Source organism: Mucilaginibacter gynuensis (genome assembly GCF_039541195.1).
Classification (GTDB): domain Bacteria; phylum Bacteroidota; class Bacteroidia; order Sphingobacteriales; family Sphingobacteriaceae; genus Mucilaginibacter; species Mucilaginibacter gynuensis.
Genome location: NZ_BAABFT010000002.1, coordinates 187,366 through 201,635, shown reverse-complemented (window position 1 = coordinate 201,635; position 14,270 = coordinate 187,366). Strand labels below are relative to the sequence as shown.

Annotated in this window: 6 protein-coding genes; all 6 read right to left on the bottom strand. The window is 42.1% G+C overall.

Annotation, left to right across the window (positions count from 1 at the left end; all coding sequences use genetic code 11):
- Positions 1–90 precede the first annotated feature (90 nt).
- The 6 genes from ABD894_RS04195 to ABD894_RS04170 all read right to left on the bottom strand — a co-directional run bounded on the left by ABD894_RS04195 (position 91) and on the right by ABD894_RS04170 (position 14,094).
- Positions 91–420, bottom strand: coding sequence for a nuclear transport factor 2 family protein (locus ABD894_RS04195; RefSeq protein WP_345209739.1), 330 nt, complete (start codon positions 418–420; stop codon positions 91–93).
- 25 nt (positions 421–445) lie between these two features.
- A complete protein-coding gene (locus ABD894_RS04190) occupies positions 446–1,414 on the bottom strand; it encodes a zinc-binding dehydrogenase (RefSeq protein WP_345209738.1) in 969 nt (322 codons plus the stop codon).
- A gap of 53 nt (positions 1,415–1,467) precedes the next feature.
- The gene (locus ABD894_RS04185) at positions 1,468–1,773 is read right to left on the bottom strand and encodes an ArsR/SmtB family transcription factor (protein WP_345209737.1); all 306 of its coding nucleotides are present in this window, start codon (positions 1,771–1,773) and stop codon (positions 1,468–1,470) included.
- Between the two features lie 319 nt (positions 1,774–2,092).
- Positions 2,093–3,151, bottom strand: coding sequence for a type IX secretion system outer membrane channel protein PorV (gene porV / locus ABD894_RS04180; protein ID WP_345209736.1), 1,059 nt, complete (start codon positions 3,149–3,151; stop codon positions 2,093–2,095).
- 52 nt (positions 3,152–3,203) lie between these two features.
- Positions 3,204–10,931, bottom strand: coding sequence for a S8 family serine peptidase (locus ABD894_RS04175; protein ID WP_345209735.1), 7,728 nt, complete (start codon positions 10,929–10,931; stop codon positions 3,204–3,206).
- Positions 10,932–11,211: 280 nt separating this feature from the next.
- Positions 11,212–14,094, bottom strand: coding sequence for a two-component regulator propeller domain-containing protein (locus tag ABD894_RS04170; RefSeq protein WP_345209734.1), 2,883 nt, complete (start codon positions 14,092–14,094; stop codon positions 11,212–11,214).
- Between the last annotated feature and the right edge of the window lie 176 nt (positions 14,095–14,270).

The window sequence follows — 14,270 nt, the reverse complement described above, 5'->3', positions numbered from 1 at the left end:
TATCCGCATTATGCGACCCTCAAAAACTTAGCTTAATTTTATTTATGCAAAGCTATCATTGCTTTTTCACGGGATTTAAATTTTGCTTTATCAGATCACAAAAGAAGTTACCTGACTGATCATTCCATCCTTAAACTTCCAAACGTCACAATAGGAGCTCTTTTTCGATTCACCGTTTTTTTCTATCACTAACTGACCAAGCTCAACTACCATATCATCCTCTTTGATGGAATTTTCTGTTGTAAAGGTAATTCCATCATAAGCTGAGCTGATGTACCTAAGGAGTTGCGCCTTTCCATTGAAGGTGCTTTTACCAACGTTCTCCCATTTGATATCTTCGGTGCAGTACGTGATGAATTCTTCATAGTTTCCTTCTGCCAAAGCTTTGTTCGCCTTTAAAAAAACATGTTGATTACTCATAGCTAGTCTTTATTTAATCACTGTTTTAATTGCCTATCTGTATACCAACTTTCCCATAGAAATCCTTATCACCTTCTTTAAATTCAAGCAGGTTATGTGCCTTACCTATTTCCGACAATGGGAAAACCTTGTTTAACACGGGTTTCAGCTTCCCGGCCTCTATCAGCTTCGTAAGTTCGTCCAATTTGTTTCTGCTCTGCCTGGTAAATACAAAATGGTAGGTGGCATTTTTCCCCCAAGCATGGATCAGGTTTTGAGGTTTTTCAATATCAACTAATGTTACAACCTGTCCCATTTGGCTTAAAATTTTACCGCTGTCCGAAAGTGTGTTACCGCCTAAAGTATCGATCACAACGTCCACGCCTTTGTTATTGGTCAGCTTTAAAATTGCATCGATATAATTTTCCTTTTCATAATCGATGATATGATCCGCTCCCAATGCTTTGAGAAACTCATGGTGCACTGTTCTCGCTGTGGTATAAACAATAGCGCCCATAGCCTTTGCCATTTGAATAGTAGGTATTCCTACACCACCTCCACCACCATGTATCAAAATCGTTTGGTTGATCTTGAGTTGTGCCCTGGTGTAAAGCATTTCCCAGGCAGTGCCGGCCGCCAAAGGAAATGTGGCGGCTTCTAAATGGCTTACATTTTTCGGTTTGATACCGATGATGAATTCATTGGCAATATGATATTCTGCATAGCTTCCGTTCCCGTTAAAAATTTCCGGGGTATAGTATACCTCATCACCAACTTTGAAGTTTTTAACGCCTGTTCCAATCTCTACGATCACGCCCGACACATCATGCCCGGTGATAACCGGCAACTGCAATTCATTTTTATAATCCCCACGGCGGACCTGAAAATCCAGCGGATTCACTGATGTTGCCATCACTTTTACCAATACTTCATCAAAACCCGGTTTTGGGGTTGGTACATCTAATATTTCAAACTTTTCAACCGAGCCGTATTCGTTTAACACTGCTGCTTTCATAAATAATAGTATTTAGTTATTTAGGTAAATTTCTAATTATATATTAAAAAAAATTATAAGTTGTTTTTGATCAACTGAGCTAACTGCTGTATCGCTTCTTCATTACGTTTATAGTATGTCCATTTATCTTTCCTTGTTGCCACCAAAAGCTCTGCTACTGCCATATTTTTAAGATAAACTGAAACTGTAGGAATAGACATTTTTGCCTTTTTAGCAATATCGGAAACACATACACCTAATGATGGACTGTAGTCAGCCAACTCCTCGGCCGGAAAATAAGCAAAAGGATCTTTCAACCAGGTAAGTATGTCCAAACGAGTTTGATTAGATAATGATTTAATTACTTCCAGCAATTTCATGAAACAAATTTAGGCATTTACCTAAATGCCTACAAGCCTGTTTTTTGGAATTTACATTTTTATGATAAAGGATAATTAGAGTATAATATGGTCAACTTCCCGTCAGAGAGCTAAGTTTACGATAAGGGAGCGCAAAATAAATTGATCTGCTTCAGATATCTTATTTAAAGGGGTTAAAAGCACTTTCGGTTTAGTGATTTTTTGAAGGTGTGCACTTGAAAATTCAATTGATTTCACATCAGTTGGTTGCATTAGATAAAAAAGTCCGGCTTTTCAGGGCCGGACTTTTGATGTCCTAAGTAGCTGTTGAAAGACCAACTTAGTTTATTTGATAGGTTAAAGATAATCGCAAAGTATTATCAATAGCACTTCTGCTTTTGGTTGATATCAGGTAAGACAGATCAAACTGCAGTAGTTTATATTTCAAACCAAATCCAGTTGTTAAATATTGGGTTTCATATTTGCCCGGTGCTGCAAAATAACCGGTTCTGAGTGCTAAAAGTTGGTCATACCAAAACTCAAAACCCGTTCCTACTGAAAGATTTAGCGGTGAAAAAGATTTTCCGATAGCCGATGGCAGGCTGGTACCCAAATCACTATTTTCCGGAATCAGCAGTTTATTAACATCTACCGACCATGAAAATACGCTTTTTTCATTCAGGTTAATGTCGGCAGTAGCACCAATTTTGAGATTGGCCGGTAAGAAACTTTTTTGTGCACCATATTGGATTTTTGTGCCCAGGTTAGATATATTGGCACCTATGGCCAACTTACCTTCTTTATTAAAAAGTTGCGCAGCTTTTTTGGCATACAAACCTACATCTACCGATAGTGCATTGCCTGGTTTAACATCAACGCCATTATAGTTTCCGTTGCCTATAGATGAATGCGTATAACGTGCAGTTAACGACATCGCAAAATTTGTTCCCATGTTCCGGATGTATGAAAAATCGAATGCAAAGTCACTGGCCCTGTATTGCTGTATCAACTCGCCCTGTTCATTGGTAAAGGGAATGTCTCCTAATGAGAAATATTTAAGCGAGGCTCCTATGGTTTGCCTTTCATCAATTTTTTTATAGCCTGCCAAATAGCCTAAGTTGGCATCTTTAACGCCAATATTGCGTAACCAGGGAGTATAGTTGAGGCTAATGGCTGTATTGCTTTCCGCAAAAGCCAGTTTTGAAGGATTATGGAACAATGCATTAGGATCTGTATTTGCCGTGGTGGCCGCGCCAACATCTCCCATAGCAGATGATCTGGAATCAGGGACGATGTTGAGAAATGGTACTGCTGTTCCGCTATTTTGGGCAAACAATTTACTGCCTGCGCATAAAAACAATACGATGATATAAAAGGTGCGTAAAAATGTTTTTTTCATTTTTTATAATTTTAGGGAACACCGTAATACAGTGCTCCCTGTGTTGTAAATTTTATAGCTTAATGATCTTTTTGGTTATGCCTGTTTTTTCATCGATAGACAGGTTGTAGAAATATATGCCCGAACTCATGCCCGACATGTCAAACGTGATGGAGTGCTTGCCAATATCCTGCTTACTGTCAACTAAGTTTTTGATCAGTTTACCCGATGCATCAAATACACGCAGTAAAACATGGCCGTTAACCGGTAACAAATAATCAATAGTGGTAAGGGTTTGTACCGGGTTTGGATAGCAGCGCAGGCTTTCGTCATTGTCGGTAACCACCTTCAATACGATCGACGAGCTGACCTTGCCACCTAATTTATCGTCGGCAGTTACACTGATACTGGCATCGCCAACTTTAAAAGGAGTGATCAACAATTGATTTTGCTCGGTATTTACAGTTGCAATAGAACTGTTATCTACAATAGATACATAGGTCAGCGTATCCTTATCAGGGTCGGTAAAGTAATCGTTCAGGTTAAGTGTGCGCACGCCTCCCGATATATTTACCACAATGGTACCGGGCGAGGCAGCCAGCACCGGTGCCGAATTATTTTTGATGGTTACATTCAGCATTAGCGTGTCATTGCCGCCATGCTTGTCATCGGCAATTATGTTTACCGTAACCGGCCCGGTTTTTAAAGGGTTCAGCAGAAATTCATCGCCGGCTGCTGTTACCTGTATGGCGCCTGCATCCGATGTGATAAAACTGTAAGTAAGTGCGTCGCCGTCTGCATCAGTAAAATAATCGGCTTGCTTCGCATGAAAAATATTGCCATTTATAAGTGTAAGCGTTTGTGTTGCTACCGCTAACGGGGGCCTGTTTGTATTTTGCACATCTACCTTAAATTCGTAAGTGCTTGCGTGTTTATAAGCATCAACCGCTTTAATATTAACAGTATAGCTGCCAGCATCATTATAACCAGGTTTTAAGTTAAGGTGAAGCGCCGTATCAGCTTTGCTGATCACCCATTGCGGTGCATTTTCAACGCTGTACGTAATGGCATCTTTTTCGGCATCTGTAGCCTTTATAATTACTGTGGTATCAGTGTTTTCCCTAATGTAAATCTGATTGCCAGCCGGTATTTTAACGAATACAGGACCCTGGTTAAGGTGCAGTGACAATGCAACCGAATCTGTTTTATGGTCGGGATCGTTGCTGTTGATCATTACTTGCGCGTTGTTATCAGGTTTGGACGCGTAGGCGGCCGTGAATTTTACCGCGATATCGGTTTTTGAACCGGCTGCTATTTTTCCTGTTGCAGCACCCGGCAAGCTCACCCACGAAAGGCTGTTATGCACATCTTCCACCGCTTTCACCATAAAAGAAACACTTTTAAAATCATCAATGGTGCTGAGGTCGATCCATGAAGCACTGTACTCATCAAAAAAGAAGAAGGTTTGCGGTAAACCGGCAGGAATAGTTGCCACGCCCTGCGGATACCCTAAACCGATAGGATAGTTGACCACCACAAAAAATTTTTCGTTCGGGTAGATCTGTTTAACCGTAGAAAGCTTGAATGTTTCGTAAGCACCTGCGGTATCAGGCGTATTACGCATCACGTAAAAGCGCTCGGAGTGTAGTTTTTTAGCATGCAATGGGTCGTTGCCTACCAAAACATCTATGGTAACCGGTGCCGAAGCCATCTCACCGGCCGCCATATACACTTTTACTTCCGAAAGATTAAACCCATCGCTTCCGGCAGTGAACGCGGTAGCAGCTGAAAATGCCGAACCTTCGCCCGTACCAATTAAATTAGTGGCACTGGTTGCATTATCATGTTCCAATACGCTTGAGTTAATAGTAGCGCCGTTAGCCACAGTATGCGGAAGCGCTTTTACAGCAGCCAATTTTTTGCCCCCTATTTTAGCTTTGGAGGTAGTTTTGACTCTTTTAGATGCTGATACGGATAGAACATTGCCGGTTAATTTATCGTCGCCGCGTTGGTACTGAATGTTAAGGCCATAGTTCAATGCTGACCGGCCTTTAGTATTATCAATAGTGAATGATTTGGTAATAACAGCTGTTGAATCATTCGCCTGCGTATGTATGGCCCTTTCGTAAACTGACATCAGCGGTGGGTAAACCACGGTGCCAACTACTTTAACCGATGTGGTAGCAGCGGCATTGCTGGTAATTTTTAATTCGGTATTATAGGTTGCCGGTGCGGTAACATCTTCAATTATCCTGAACATACCGTTGCCAAAAGGCGGCACATCAATGGAGTTTGCCGGGAATATTTTATTAACTGCCGTCCATACGGTATCGGTACCAAAGAAAGTAGAATTGATTTTGCCATATTCTAATGAAAGGCCTTTCGCGTTGGTGAAGGCCATACTTTTGATATTCAGCGTTGCCGAACCGTTATTGCTAATATTAAAATAATTAATACTGGTTGTATTATTGCCGGTAATGATCACGGCACCCATATCAATTGTATCGGCAACGGTTATTTGAGGTGTGCCTTTAACTGAGAGTGAAACAGGTATTGACACGCTTTTTGCCGATGGCGTATTGTTTTGCAATATCAGGTTCGAATGATAATCGCCTCCGCTTAGCGTAGTAGCATCAAATTTAAGAGCATACGTTTTTGCCTGGCCCTGCGGGATGCTGAACTTGTACGATGGCGTAAATACGATAGCCAGCTTATCCTCTATATATGACTGGAATTTCGAGATCTGGATCCCTTCTGCACCTGTTTCGTTTTCGATACCTACGCCGGGGCGTTTGATCCAGGCCTGGGTAGCAAAATCAGTCCCTACATGGTTATATTGAAATTTTACCGTTCCATTTTTGAAAAGGATGATCTGGAAGGAGATATCGCCACCCGCAAATGCAAATAGAGAGGTGTAATTTTCGTAAGCGATCACTACACGATCATTAAAAAACTGATAAAATATACCCGACACAGCTGGGTCATTGCGTTGAATGTCTACATAGCCCGACTCAAAGAACGGAGCGAGCAGCGCGTTGGGGGCCCTGGTATTAGGAATTTCCGGCGTAAACACCATATTAGGAATGCTATTGGTGAATGATACCGCGCCTATTGATTTTCCTATATTCAGCTTATTGTATTTTTTGCCATAATATGTAAATTCAAATGGCAGCTCAATCTCTTTTGATGTTTCGGAAGCCGCGTAGGCTACCCTCACACCTGATTTAATAATGTCTATCCATTCAAATTGCGGTCCGTCAGCTTTCTTACTATCGGCCCAGCTATAAGCTATTTTACTGTTGGTGTCGTTCTTATCATACAGGCTTAGCCAATGTGCCGATGATGGTACTACATCAAGGGCTGCTTTACCTGCTGTATTATCAATCACAAAATCACGCTCCTTAACTACACCTGCGGCAATGCTTTCTTTTATGGCGGTACGGTCAACTAAGATGGCCGGGGCAGGGGTGATGGTTGCTTTTAACGCTACAGTTAAAGCTTTGCCAGTGGCGGGAGTAAAAGTCAGCGTATCTGCATAATCACCCGGTTTTTGGGATGAGTTGATATCGATATCAAAAAAAGCGGTGCTTTTTGGCTTCAGTGTAAAGCTTTTTTGTCCTGTGAATTTAAAACTTGTTTTGTTAAGCGACACCGAATTTATTACAATAGCGCCTGATCCATTATTAACCAAGGCTACTGTTTGTGTAGCTGTATCGCCTTGCAAAACGCTGCCAAAATCTACTTCACTTCTGTCAACACTGAGTTTTGCCAAACCGCCGCCTTTTATATTTACATTAATTGTTAAATGCGCAACCGGTATAAACGGATCATTGGTGAGTATAGATAAATTTTGAGTGTGTTTACCTTCACTTAAACTGTCTGTATTAAGTGTCAATTGCAACTCCTTGCTGTCGTTGAACAATACCAGGCCATCGGCATTAGTCATGGAGGTGAAGATCTCATCACCGGGACTGGTTATATTAATGGCTGTTTTATCCGTAAGGTTAAGCTGGTTACTGTTATCCTGAATGGCCAATGCATCGGTACGGTCAAAACCTTCGGCCGCAATGAATATCAGATCTTTAAGGCCCGATGCTTCAATGTCATTATATAAATATTGTACATCACCATTATCCCTGATCACGATCTGATAGGTCATCACCTGCGATGCATCTGAGGCGTAAATAGATACAACGTTCTTATATTCTACAATAAACCTGTCTGCCTCTCTTTTAAAGTAAATATGACCGCCTTTTTGCAGATCGGGCAGCAAATATGTGGCCGCAAAATAGCCATTCGGCATCCAGTCCTCTTTTACGCCGGGCGTACTGGTATTACCCAAATTAGCCTGATCATCGAACGTTATGGCACCGGCAGGGGTAATGTACACCTTGCTCAACTTATGCCCAAAAACGTTGATGGAAAAGCCAAGATCAGCCGGGTAAAAATAAGTGTTAACCGGTTTAAAAACGTCCGTTATATCCTTGCCGCTCGCGCTTATTTCCGTCCAATTATAATCAGTGCCTGTAGTTATTTTATAACTGTAACCATAAGTGCTAATCTTGCTGAAATCAACCCCTTCCAACTGCTTGTTAGAAAACTTGGGCGCCACATATTTTAGCGGGAAGCTGCCGGCGTTCTTAATTGTGAACGATGCTGAAGCGGTATCGCCTATATTCAATTCAAAATTTCTTTCCGTTGGGTCAATCTTCACGATTGCCGGTTGCGCTGCAACGGCAAATAAATTGATAAGGTGTCTGGTTCCCTGGTTATCTGTAAGCGTAATTACGCTGCTGGCCTCGCCTTTTTTAGTAGGTTTATAGATAATGTTTAACAATGCCTCGCCTCGTGCCGGGATCCGGCCGGGGTTCTCTGCTGAAAAATCGGTGTTTGATGAACTCACGTTGGCTACAATGAAATTGCCATAGCCCGAGTTTTCAATGTTGATGGCTGCAATTTTTTCTTTGCCTAAAAACACGGTGCCCAAGTCAACTATATCTGCCGAGTTTAAAACCGCTTTGCGATTACTCACGTTTAAAGTTACTGGTATACGTAGCTCTTTATGGGCGGCATCGTTACTGCTGGTGATGATCACATTAGAATAACTGCCGTTTGCTAAGGTAGCCGCATTAACATTTACGTTTACACTGGTGCTGGTGCCTGCTTCGTTTTCGCCCGATGCCGGTTCAAGCGTGATAAAATCGCCGGTAGATGCTTCAAAACTTTGCGCGATCACATTCCACCCGAAGCCGTGCGAATTGATATTGCTGGCAAGCGTTGTCCAGGTGCTCCCTAAATCAAAACTCATCAGCAGGTAGTTTTCGGGAGTGGCATTATCATTCAGGTAGCCCATGCCCAAAGGGTATTTGTTACCCGCAGGGGTATGAATTACCACCCAAAATGATTCGCCCGACGCAAATGGTAATTGTTCATCTAACTTGATGGAATAGTAGTCCATTTTGGTAGACCATACATGAAATTCCTGCGCGTAAAGCAGGTTTTCGCTCACCGGCTTATCGCCGCCTTTATATACCTCAACAATTACAGGGCCGTGGCTGTCATTCACATTTAAGAATGCGGTAATATTGGTTAAATTAAAGCCATCCGGACTGTTAACCAAAAATTTGGTAGCCGAAGAGTTGGTCAATTTTAAATCGTCCTCGCCGATCACATTGGTAGGGAAATCCGAATAAAAAAGTTCCTGGCTCACAAATGCCGAAGCTTTTGGCTGGATAATATTGCGAACCGCCTTAACGCTCGTTTTAATTGTTTTATGCTGATGGGCTCCTACACTGTTGATCACAGGATATTTAAGCTTCGCCCTGAAATACTCCAGAGTAGCCCCCTTTTGCCGCTGGAAAGCATTCCAGGTAAGCAAGCCTTTGCCAATGTTGGTAATGTTAAAATTATCGGTCGTGGTTAATGTTTTATTGGTATTAGCGTCTATTGCAAAATCAAACGAAGCTTTATTCTGCGTGATGACAGGGCCGTCGCTTGTACTTGCCGATACTGCGTTCGACAAATCCGAAAAATTGTTCCATCTATCGGCAGAACGCGTTACGAAGTAATATTTGGTTAGTGGTTTTAATTTAGGTACTATAGCTTCTACATCGGCACCTGCTGCCTCCCAGTTGCGTAATTCAATAACAGTTGCTTTCGCTATGTTATCAGTTGTAATAGGTTCGGTTGAATAGTACAGGTATAATTTAGCCGGGAAGAGGTCATCGGCATCGGCAGGGACTTTCCAGCCCAGCTTAATGTTGTCCTGAGCGGCGCTCAATACCTTCAAATCTTTAACCTGTGCTGGTTTGGCAAATTTGTTGGTTTGCAGGGCCAGCCAGCTATCGGCATAACCTGCACCCAGTTTACCTGCATAATCGGGATTGAGAGCATCAATATTATGAATGCCTGTCAATAACTGCATTTTTAACTTATCTGCCGTAAAACCCGGTCCTCCGAATTTGGATGCGATCAATGCTGCTATACCTGATACATGCGGACAAGCCATTGAAGTGCCCTGCAAATAACCGTAACGGTTGTTGGGCAGGGTACTCAAAGTGCCATCTTCGGCAGCGATTGACTGATCGCCACCCGGCGCGGCAATATCAACCCATGAACCATAGTTTGAATAGTAAGCACGCGTGTTTTGATTGCTCAGGGACGATACGGCTACAACTTCGTCATAATAACCGGGATACCAATCACCATCGGCGTCGGCATTGCCTGCCGCAAAGAGCACAATACCGCCGCGCATAGGGCTGCCAGGTAAACGCCCTGCCTCAGACACAAAATATTTAATGGCTTCATGAATAATTTGCTCATCAACACCCGGCGAAGTAAAACCCCAGCTGTTTTGAGAAATTACAGCGCCATTGTTAGCGGCGTAGATGTAGGATAAGGCCACATCTTCTTCTGATGCGCCTTCCAGTATTTTAAGCGACATGATCTTTACGCCATCGCCTTTGCCTGTTCCGCCTGCAATACCGGCTATACCTATACCATTGTTGTTGATAGCGGCTATCGTACCTGCAACATGGGTAGCGTGTTCATCCGGATCAATTTTTCCGCTGTTTTTTGAAAAGTTATATCCGTTTATATCATCAACGTAGCCATTCTGGTCATCGTCGACACCCGGTTTACCATTAGCTTCGGCCTCGTTTATCCAGATATTGGCTTTAAGGTCTTCATGCTTTATATCCATGCCCACATCATGCACAGAGACGATGACATTCGGATTGCCTTTTTCTATTTCCCAAGCTTTCAGCATATTGATATCGGCACCTGCGAGGCCGCCATGCTGGCCTGTGTTGTTAAGATCCCACTGCTGGTTGAAATACGGGTCGTTTGGAAATGCGGCAGCTTTTAAAGCGCCCGGAAAACTTGCCGGGTTAACTACTTTAGCCGCGGCGCTCCTGTAACCGTCATTCATGGTTTTTTTATAAATGGGTTGCGCAACAATTACTTCAGTAAGCTTGCTTAAAGCGGCGGCAACCTGCTTTACATCGGCATTGGGGTTCACCGTGATTTTGTACCATAAATGTAGGCCATGCCGCTCCAATTGCTCTTCATGTTTGGCATCGTACGGGAATACGCGTTGCATGGTAATGGCATTAAACGGTTGCACCGCGACATCTATTGAAGTTATGCCTGTACGGAGCACGCCGCTTTTGGCGGTCATGGTCTTTAATTTTGAAGAAAGCTTGTTTACGGATTGGGGAGCAATCTTCACGTTCACCACACCGGAAAGCACGCCATTTTTGAAAATCGCCTGCTGGGCCATCAGTTGGCTGCCGATGCACATAAACAGCAGGATAAAGAAATACTGTTTGATTAAGAGAAGTAAAGTTTTCTTCACAGGAGCTTGATTTAGTCAGTTAATTAGAAATAGTTCGTTTCCGCTAATCTACCTTGCTTAATTGTTTTACCTGCAATTAGCCAGCCCATACTTTAATACTTCAACGCATCTGTTTTGCAGAAAAAGAATACATCAATACTACTTCAAAAAATCATAAAATATTTATTATCAGTGTTTTAAAAATGAAAAATGATATTTAAAACAATTGCAGAAAAATTAATGGTAATTAAATATTCATCATAAACTCAATCAGGTTCTGATCGCTGCTGAGCTTTAATCTTTTGCGCAGGCGATACCGTTTTACCTCAACACCACGCAGTGTAATGTTTAAAAGAGGAGCGATCTCTTTGGTGGTCAGGTTCATTTTTAGGTAAGCGGCAAGCTTTAAATCGGGTGGGGCAAGGTCGGGATATTCTTTTAACAGCTTTTTAAAAAACTCGTCATGGATCTGGTCAAAGCTCTCTTCAAATAACTTAAGGTCATTGTCATTTCCTGTATGGTTATTGATCATTTTAATGAGTCTGTTATACTTATTTACGGGAAAACCTGGTCCCGCCTCATCCTTTATATCGGCCAACGCTTTCTTTATTTTATTTAATACCGCTTTTTTTTCAATCAGGTTGATAGATGAGTTGGCAAGGTGTTCACTTTTTAGTAATACTTCCTGTGTAAGCTTTTGCTGCTGGGCAGTCATCAATTCGTGCTGATTGTCTTTTCGCTGCTGCTGTACAAGCTGTTCCGTATGCGCCTCAAGCCTTAACCGTTGTTGCACCAATCGCCTTCGATGTGCCCTGTATAGTAAGTACAGCAAGCCCGCCAAAATAAGTATGTAAAGTATTTTGGCCCACAGGGTAAAATACCACGGGGATAAAATAACAAAGCTTAATGAGGTAATTTTGTCGCTGATGTCTGACCGTACCTGGAAAGTATACCGGCCTGCCGGCATGTTATCGAATTGCTTTTGGTAAGCAGCCGACCACCGGCTCCATTCTTCATAGCCCGGCATACCGTTTACACGGTAGCTGTACATTTTACGCGAGTCATATTCAGGCATGCCCCATGATATGCTCAGGTTATTCAGCCTGTATGGTAATTGGATAATTTCCCCTGATGCCTTAACCTGGGCCACCGGTACGGGATTGCCGCCATTAAGCACATTTACCTCGTTAATAATAGGCGCGCTTACATCAGTAAAAGAAACAGGTTGCTGCGAATTATACATGCTGAAGCCGTCCTCTGTACAAAATAAATATAACGACCGCAGTTTACGGATATGTTCAAAATCGTTTAAAAGGTAAAAATTCCTTTGGCCAAAACGTTTGATATCGGGTTTCCCATCAGGTATCCATTTGAGGTGAGATATCGAGTTGTCATCATTAATGATCCACCATTCGGGGTCATAATCGGCAATAATGCGTTTGGCGAAAAAATAATCACCCAGCTTTTGTTTGAGCTGAATATCTGGTTTGAAATGGCCGGGTGTATCTTCATAAAAAATACCCTTGGTGCCTGTTATACGAATGGTGTTTTTATATCTGAACAGATTAAGTTTGCCTGAAGCAGGCAAGCCCGAATGCTTTCCCAAAACCTGAACACTAACAGTACTTTTAAGGTCATTGCTCAATTTGATTTTAAAGATGCCATAGTACAAATGTTTTACCCATACTATACCCTGATCGTCTACTACGACATCCTTGGAGGGGAGCCATTGACGAAGCGGTATAGTAGCATGCAATTGCCATTTGCCGTTGGCTGCTTTATGATAAATGGTTAAGCCGTTATAGGAACCTTCAATAACGTAATCCGGCTTACCCGGGATTGGTCTTATGCACCATCCGATGATGACATTGGAGATTTTGCTCACTACATCATTATAGATCGTGTAGGTTCCTGTCGTGGTACTTAAAAATAAATGGTCATCAATGGTTTCAACGCTCTGTACAGGACCTGCGAATTGCTTCAATTTTTCATAAACTTTGCTTTCGGGCGAATTAAGATAGAAAAGGCCGTTTGCGGTTGCCAGGTAAAGTTTTTCCCGGTAAAATGCAGCACTGTTCACCACGCCGAATTTTCCTTCGCCATCTTTATGATGCAAAAACGGCGATTGCAACAGTACCTGGCTTACGCCACCATCGAGGCCAACCCATAAATTACCTTTTTTATCGGTAAGCAGGGCCAGTGCGCTATTGCTTGCCAAGCCTGTATTTTTGCTGAAGTGGTATATTATTTTTCCAAAACCGTCGGTAACAATTACACCGTTTTGCAGCGTGCTGAACGCAAACCTATTTTCTGCTATTCGTAAAATGTTAAGCACCGGGTTGCCGGTCAGGAATGATTGGGCTTCAGATGCAAATGGTTTGAAAGTTTTATTGTCATAAATAAATAATTTGCTTGTTGATGAGCATAGCAGTAGCTGGTTAAGCGCATACGGCACCATATCGTCAATACCCTCTTTGCTTATTGATGTACTGCCGGGTACAAGAGACAATTTGTTATTACGAATCTCGAACAGCCCGTCCGTCGACATCGCATAAACGACACCGTTGACTAATTTTATATTTTCAAACGGGTGTTGTGAACTCACCACCTCAACCGCATTATTCTTAAGATGGTAAATGGTACTGAGCGACTGAAAATAGATTTCGCCATTACCAACCGTAATCACATGCCAAATCTCTTCCTGCTTAAAAGCACGGTTATGTACACTATCCGCATAAGAATGATATTTGAGTTTACCGTAGAGCGATTTTTCCCAATAACCAATCTCGGCATAGCCACCTGTATAAATGCGCCCCTCTGGGTCAATAGCCACGGTACGAACTACCTGTCCCAAGGGGAGTTCACTGATTTGCCATTGATTGCCATTATACAATAACAGGCCCTTTGAATTAGCAAAATACATGATGCCCTGCTCATCCTGCGCAATAGCCCAATTTTGATTATAGGCATTATAATCGGAACGGTCATAATGAATAATTTTGGGCGCACCCAATTGCTCCTGTAATTGAGCGAATGCGAAAACAGGCAATAACAATAATAAGTTCAGCAGTGTGGCGTAAGAGCAGGTGCTGATAGTGGAACTGAAAAAATAATATGCTTTTTTTTTCAACTGTGTTATAAAATAATCAATAGGGAAATTAAATCTGTTCTACTGTAGTTCTTGTAAAGTTTTCTTTAACTAAACATAGTATTTATTGTTGATATTTTCGCGGAATCCCCGGCAACTGTAATAAAACTGTTGTTATAAAACATATCACCGGAAATGTTGTCATTAAGGGCATTAAC